6 protein-coding genes and 1 pseudogene are annotated in these 6,610 nt (G+C 74.5%); 2 read left to right on the top strand and 5 right to left on the bottom strand.

Annotation, left to right across the window (positions count from 1 at the left end; genetic code table 11):
* Positions 1 to 71 precede the first annotated feature (71 nt).
* A complete protein-coding gene (locus AB0K09_RS07575; protein WP_366064362.1) occupies positions 72 to 1,535 on the bottom strand; it encodes an FAD/NAD(P)-binding protein in 1,464 nt (487 codons plus the stop codon).
* Between the two features lie 145 nt (positions 1,536 to 1,680).
* Between AB0K09_RS07575 and AB0K09_RS07580 the strand changes: the two genes are divergently transcribed.
* Both AB0K09_RS07580 and AB0K09_RS07585 read left to right on the top strand, forming a co-directional pair.
* Positions 1,681 to 2,664 carry an NAD-dependent epimerase/dehydratase family protein gene (locus tag AB0K09_RS07580; protein WP_366064363.1) on the top strand — a complete coding sequence of 328 codons (984 nt, stop codon included), beginning with the start codon at positions 1,681 to 1,683 and terminating at the stop codon, positions 2,662 to 2,664.
* Between the two features lie 29 nt (positions 2,665 to 2,693).
* Complete coding sequence (locus AB0K09_RS07585; RefSeq protein ID WP_366064364.1) at positions 2,694 to 3,104, top strand: cupin domain-containing protein; 411 nt, start codon at positions 2,694 to 2,696, stop codon at positions 3,102 to 3,104.
* A gap of 2 nt (positions 3,105 to 3,106) precedes the next feature.
* Here AB0K09_RS07585 and AB0K09_RS07590 read toward each other — a convergent pair.
* The 4 genes and pseudogenes from AB0K09_RS07590 to AB0K09_RS07605 all read right to left on the bottom strand — a co-directional run.
* A pseudogene (locus AB0K09_RS07590) lies at positions 3,107 to 3,280 on the bottom strand (MFS transporter); the annotation flags it as partial.
* 37 nt (positions 3,281 to 3,317) lie between these two features.
* On the bottom strand, positions 3,318 to 3,803 hold the full coding sequence (locus AB0K09_RS07595; protein WP_366064365.1) for a MarR family transcriptional regulator: 486 nt from the start codon (positions 3,801 to 3,803) through the stop codon (positions 3,318 to 3,320).
* 245 nt (positions 3,804 to 4,048) lie between these two features.
* Complete coding sequence (locus AB0K09_RS07600) at positions 4,049 to 5,221, bottom strand: PP2C family protein-serine/threonine phosphatase (protein WP_366064366.1); 1,173 nt, start codon at positions 5,219 to 5,221, stop codon at positions 4,049 to 4,051.
* On the bottom strand, positions 5,218 to 6,288 hold the full coding sequence (locus tag AB0K09_RS07605; RefSeq protein ID WP_366064367.1) for a PP2C family protein-serine/threonine phosphatase: 1,071 nt from the start codon (positions 6,286 to 6,288) through the stop codon (positions 5,218 to 5,220). The genes AB0K09_RS07600 and AB0K09_RS07605 overlap by 4 nt, the downstream gene beginning before the upstream one ends.
* Positions 6,289 to 6,610 lie beyond the last annotated feature (322 nt).

Raw genomic sequence — 6,610 nt, forward strand, 5'->3', positions numbered from 1 at the left:
ACCGTATTGTGCGCACCCGGGGAGTCCACTGCCGAGCAGGCGCGCCCGGCCCCGCCGGCCGCCGGGCGCCGTCACCCCCCGGGAGCGATCCGCGCCACCTGGCCGGCGACGTCGCGGGCCTGCCGGACGACGTTGCGCAGATGGTTCGCGAACGGGATCCGCACGTGCGTGCCGACGCCGGCCACCCAGACGGCCTCGGGCGCCTCGCCCGGCACGCGGCGCACCCGCAGGTCCTCCTCCAGCCGGTCGACGGCGGTGCCGCCCTCGGGCGGGCCGCCGAGGAGGAGCTCCTTCCCGTCCGCGTCCCAGGACAGCTCGGGCGGATGGTGGCCCGTGGCGTTGACGACGTGGTCGAAGCGCTCCCGCACGGATCCGGGCCACTGCACCCGCCACTCGGCGCCGTCGAAGCCGACGCCGAGCGGGTAGGCCGGGGCCAGCCGCAGCGCGCCGGAGTCCAGGTGCGCCAGCAGCCGCCGGGCGTTGACGACCGTCATGGCGGTGGCACAGCGGTCCAGGAACGGGGCGAAATGTGCCGCCAGCGAGCGGCGGGCCGGCGCCGGCAACGCCGCGCCGAGTGGGATGACGGCCTCGATCAGCGCGACGACCACCCCGGGCCACCGGCAGTCACCCCGCTCCACCAGCGCGGTCTCCTCCCGCAGCCGCCGGACCGGATCGGCCGCGCGCGAGGTCTGCAGGCGCAGCGGCACCGGCCCCAGCAGCCGCACCGCCTCCACCACCCGGCGCGTCAGACGGTCCGCCAGGTACGGGTCGGCGGGATCCAGGGCGGCGATGCCCTCCAGCGACGGGAAGTCGCGCACGGGCGCGGCGAGCGACTCCCGCACCGAGGGCAGCACTCCGGAACGGGACGTCATGGTGGTGCGGTAACCGTCGCGGCACAGCAGCAGCGCGGCGTCGACGGCCGACTGCCGCATGCCCACGACGAGCACCCGGCTCCCGGGCCGGAGCTCGTGGCCGATCCGGTCGGCCGGGTAGGGGCTGTCCAGATAGCGGGGATGGCCGGTGAAGGGCCCGAAGCCGTCCGGAACGCGGGGCCGGTGGACGCCCGTCGCCAGCACGACCGCGTCGGCCGTCAGCTCCTGACCGTCCGCCAGCCGCACCCGGTGCCGGCCGTCGGCCGTCCGCGCGCCGACCGACCGCACGGCCGCGGCGACGTGCCGGACGGTCACGCCCTGCTCGGCGGCCCGGGCCCGCGCCCGGACGTAGTGGTCGTGGCAGTACTCGGCCATCCTGGCCCGGGGCACGCAGTCCTGCGGCCGTCCGGTCCAGCCCTGCCGCCGCAGGTGGTCGACGAAGTCGTCCGGGCGGTCCGCCAGCAGGGAGTTGATCTCGGCCGCGCTGTTGCACAGCAGCAGCGGATCGCTGTCGCCGAAGGCCGTCCCCCAGCCGACCGGACGCGGATCCGCCAGCACGACCGACGCCGGCCGGGTGGAGGAGCACGCGAGCGACTCCACCAGCTGGACGAAGACGCTGGTCCCGGCCACACCGGCGCCCACGATCACCACATCGAGGCCCACGGGGCACCTCCCTTCCGTACGATCACCCTGCCCTCCGCCCCGCTCCGCCGAACCCGCCGCGCCGCCCGCCGCTTTCAGCTCTGCGCGATTCCGCCGAGAGCTTGACCGGTTCCCACCGCGCCGATCACCGGGCAGGGTCGGCCCCATGAGACTTCTGATTCTGGGTGGGACCGAATTCGTGGGACGCGCCGTCAGCGAGGCGGCGCTGGCGCGCGACTGGGAGGTGACGGTGTTCCACCGCGGACACCACGCACCGCCGCCGGGCGTCACGGCCCTGCACGGCGACCGCACGTCCGCCGACGGGCTCGCCGCGCTGGCGACGGGGGAGTGGGACGTCGTGGTCGACACCTGGTCCGGCGCCCCCTCGGCCGTGCGGGACACGGCCCGGCTGCTGGCCGGCCGGGCCGGGCGCTACGTCTACATCTCCAGCTGCTCCGTCTACCGCTACCCCCGCCCGGCGGGCACCGACGAGACCGGCCCGGTGGTGGACGGCTCGCCGGACGCCGGCGACGTGGCGTACGCCGAGGCCAAGCGGGGCGGCGAACTGGCCGCCGTCGAGGCGTTCGGCGACCGGGCGCTGATGGTCCGCGCGGGCCTGATCCTCGGCCCGTGGGAGAACATCGGACGGCTGCCCTGGTGGCTGGAGCGCATCGCGCGCGGCGGCCCCGTCCTCGCGCCGGGCCCCCGCGAACTGCCGCTGCAGTACGTCGACGCCCGCGACCTCGCCGCCTGGTGCCTGGACGCCGCCGTACAGGGCCTCGGCGGCCCGTACAACCTCGTCAGCCGGCCCGGGCACACCACGATGGAAGAGCTCCTCGCGACCTGCGCCCGCGTCACCGGCTCCGACGCGGAGCTGCGCTGGACCGGCCCGGAGACGATCGAGGCCGCCGGCATCGATCCGTGGACGCAACTGCCCGTCTGGGTACCGCCGGGCGAGCTCTTCGACGCCATCCACCGGCTCGGGGTGGACCGGGCCCACGCCGCCGGGCTCCGCTGCCGGCCCGTCGAGGAGACGGTGGCCGACACCTGGGCCTGGCTCAAGGGCCTGGACGCCGGGTCGCCGCGGCGCCCCGACCGGCCGGCGGTGGGCCTGGACCCGGAGACGGAGGCGAAGGTATTGCGTGGCTGACCGTCGAACTCCTGTGTGACGATGGCGCGGTGATCAATGAGCCGAAGCAACCCGTCGACCTGAAGACCGCCTTGAGCACCTTCGAGGCCCTGTGGAGCCCGCGCATCGTCACCCGGGTCAACGACTACGACGTCCGCATCGCCAAGGTCGCCGGCGAACACGTCTGGCACGTCCACGAGAACACGGACGAGTTCTTCCTGGTACTGGAGGGAGAACTGCGCATCGCCCTGCGCGAGCCCGGGCCGGGTGGCGAGCGGACCGTCGTCCTGCCGCGCGGCTCGGTGTTCGTCGTGCCGCGCGGCGTGGAGCACAAGCCCTCCTCGGCCGAGGGGGCGTCCATCATGATGTTCGAGCCCACCGGCACCCCGACCGTCGGCGACCGCCACGACCCCGTGCCCGGCCACATCGACGCCACCACGGGACACGCGCTGGGCTCTTAGCCGGCTGCCGCGGCACCCTGCACAGCGCGGGCGGCGATCAGCGCGGTGGGGTCGGCGGCGAGGCCGCACAGCAGTGAGGCGGCGGTGAAGGTGCCGGTGCCCAGCAGGAAGGTCCGTTTGCGGCCGTAGAGGTCACCGAGGCGACCGCCGGTGATCGGCCCGAGGGCGAGCGCGAGGTATCGCCCGGGAGGGGGCGCGATTTGATCGACGGGCTCAGTCTTCCTCGGTCAGCCGCGAGAGCAGGCCGAGCGCCTCGACGACCACGGCCCGCTCACGCTCGTCGAGCCGCTCGGCCAGGGCCCGGGCGATCCAGCCCTCCCGGGTGCGGCGCACATCGGCCAGCTGCCGCCGCCCCTCGCCGGTGAGGGACATGATGGCCTGCCGCCGGTCGCTGGGGTGCGGGGAGCGCTCCACCAGCCCGGTTTCCTCCAGCGCGGCGAGCGTCGCGCCCATCGACTGGGGGCGCACCCGCTCGGCTCGCGCCAGGGCCACCGTCGTCGCGGGCCCGTCACGGTCCAGCCGACTGAGGACGGACGCCTGCGACAACGTCACGCCCGAGCCCTCGCCGGCCGCGCGCAGCCGCCGCATCAGCGCGCCCGTCAGCACCCGCAACCGCGCCGCCGCCTCGGCCAGTTCCGCCGAGGGCTCCCCGGGGGAGTCCGGGGCCGGGGAGTGGGGCTGCCGCTCAAGATCCGCCATAAACCAAGGATACCTTCCGAACGGGGGCCGGGGGCTAGGCGGTCGGTGAGGTGACGGACCGCGCGGGCTCGGTGCGCCGGCCCGGCACTCCGGTCTGCCCGGCCAGGCGCTGTTGCAGGCTGGCATGGCGGAACTGGTGCGTACCAGTCCCCAGGTGACCGCGACGCACAGCGCCCAGGTCACCGTCCATCGCCGGCGCACGCAGGGTGAAACGACCGGCGATCGGCCGAGGTTACAGCGGTGGCCTACCTGGGGCGCCGGCCCGCCGAACGGCCCTCTCGGTGGACGGCCAGCAGCGCGGCGTCGTCGGACAGCGTGCCGCCCGTGTACGCCAGCAGGTCGGCGACCAGGCGGTCCAGCAGCACCTCGGGCGAGCCCGTCTCCGGCATTCCGGCCAGGCGCTCCGCCAGAGGGTAGAACCGGCCCGCCCGGTCGCGGGCCTCCGTCACGCCGTCGGTGTAGAGCAGCAGCAGATCGCCCGGCCCGAAGTCGAACGTACGGTCGTGGTACGCGTCGCGGGTGAGCTCCCACAGAGCCAGCGGCGGGTCGGCGGCTCGGGTCTCCAGCTCGGTCACCGCGCCCGGCCGCCAGAGCAGCGGCGGCAGATGACCGCAGTTGACCAGCGCCGCCCGGGTGCCCCGGGGGCCGCCGGAGCCCCCTTCCGGCAGGTTCAGCAGCGCGGCCGTCACGAACTCCTCGCTGCTGCGCCGCCGTTCCACCGTGGCGTCGAGCCGGCGCGCCACGGCGCCCAGGTCGGGCTCGACCTGGGCGGCCTCCCGGAACGTGCCCAGCACGTCCGAGGCGGTCTCGACGGCCGCCAGCCCCTTGCCGCGGACATCGCCCATGATCAGCCGGATGCCGAAGGGCGTCGTCAGCACCTCGTAGAGATCGCCGCCCACCCGGGCCTCGGCGGCCGCGGCCAGGTAGCGTACGGCGACCCGCAGGCCGTTCACGCGTTCCGGCAGCGGCCGCAGCAGCGCGCGCTGGGCCGCCTCCGCCACCGAGCGGGACTCCAGGAGCTCGCGCTCCCGCGTCGCGGCCAGCACGACGTTGGCGGTGCTGATGCAGGTGACGGCCAGCACCGTGAACCCCGAGGTCATGTGCACACCGTTCGGCACGTTGGGATCGGCCAGCGCCAGCAGCGGCACCATGATCAGCGCGGCGATCCCGGCGCCGAGGGGGGCCCGGGCGCGCTGCGTGCCGATGCTGGCCAGCACCGGGGCGGTGGCCAGCAGCGGGGAGAGGGTCCAGCCCGGGTTCCATGCCAGGTCGGCGGCGACTCCGAGGCCGAGCAGGACGTACGCGGCCACCACGAGCCGGTGCGCGGCCCGGGGCAGCGACGGCGGGCGCGGGGGCGCCTCGGCCCGCGCGCCCGCGGACGGCACGCGGCCCGGCACGACGTGCGGCCGGCGCCTCACGCGGACTCCTCGCGGCGCCGCTCGATCACCATGACGGCCACGTCGTCGTTGAGTCGTCCTCCGGCGTGTTCGATCAGGTCGTGGTGTATGCGTTGGACGAGCCGGTTGGGGTCGGTCTCCTGCCAGGCGGCGACCCGTTCGGCGAGGGGGTAGAAGCGCCCGGCGGCGTTGCGCGACTCGATGACCCCGTCCGTGTACAGCAGCAACAGGTCGCCCGCCCGGTAGGGGAACGATTCGGACTCGTAGTCGTCCTCCGTCAGAGTGCTCCCGACGCCGAGAGGGAGGGCGGGGTCGCGCACGGTCAGCGCGGTCACCTCGCCGCGGTGCAGCAGCAGCGGGGGCGGGTGTCCGCAGTTGATCAGCTGGATGAGCGGCTGGTGGTCCGGGACGTCCAGGACAGCCGCCGTGATGAAGCCCTCCCCGGTGGGCGTCCCCTCGGAGGCGTCGGTCATGTCCCAGTAGACGGCGTTCTGGAGGTGGGCCACGAGCCGGGGCAGGGGCGGGTTGCGGTGTGCGGCGGCGCGGAAGGCGCCCAGCAGCAGGGCGGCGTCACCGATCGCGGAAAGCCCTTTGCCCCGGACGTCGCCGATCATGATCCGGGTGCCGTGGCCGTGCAGGGTCCGGGCGACGGCGTAGAGATCGCCTCCTATCCGGGCCTCGGCCTCCGCCGCCACATACATCGAGGCGATCCGCAGCGGACCGATCCGCGCCGGCAGCGGCCGCAGCAGCACGCGCTGGGCGACCTCCGCAACCCAGCGCGCCTGGTTCAGCTGCTGCTCGTGGCGTTCGTGGACGTAGCGGAAGACCACCACGAACACCGAGACGAGCAGCAGGGCGGCGATCTGGGCCTGGTGGTTCGGCGTCGACAGGCCGCCGTGGAACACCCCTATGACCACCTGCGCCGCCACGGCGAGGGCGCCTATGGCGGCGGTGAGCATCGTCCCGCCGATGGCCGCGCTGATCGCGGGCGCGGCGACCAGCAGCGGGCCCAGGTGGATGTCCGGCGGCGTCAGCAGGTCGACCACCACGACCAGCGCGATGATCCCGAGGGGAACGGCGATCAGCACGTGGCTGGGGTGCCATCGCTGTTTGAATCCTGACAACCGCCGCTCAAGGGGCATATTTCCTGCTTACCCCTTTGGGGGCCTTCATGCCCACCGCTTGCCGCGCGCCTGTCGTGTCGCCGGGGTCCGGGGTGGTGCTGCGGTCGGGTGCGTGCGGGTCGGTCGTGGCCGGTCGCGCAGTTCCCCGCGCCCCTTCGGGGCGCTCTTCTCATGGAGCGCCGGGGGCCTTTTCGATCACCATGACGGCCACGTCGTCGTTGAGTCGTCCTCCGGCGTGTTCGATCAGGTCGTGGTGTATGCGTTGGACGAGCCGGTTGGGGTCGGT

The sequence above is a fragment of the Streptomyces sp. NPDC049577 genome (assembly GCF_040675635.1).
Taxonomy (GTDB): Bacteria; Actinomycetota; Actinomycetes; order Streptomycetales; family Streptomycetaceae; genus Streptomyces.

Bases quoted from the DNA above. Each gene is read 5' to 3' on its own strand.
- AB0K09_RS07580 (WP_366064363.1), top strand. From the start codon at position 1,681: ATGAGACTTCTGATTCTGGGTGGGACCGAATTCGTGGGACGCGCCGTC.
- AB0K09_RS07595 (WP_366064365.1), bottom strand. From the start codon at position 3,803: ATGGCGGATCTTGAGCGGCAGCCCCACTCCCCGGCCCCGGACTCCCCC.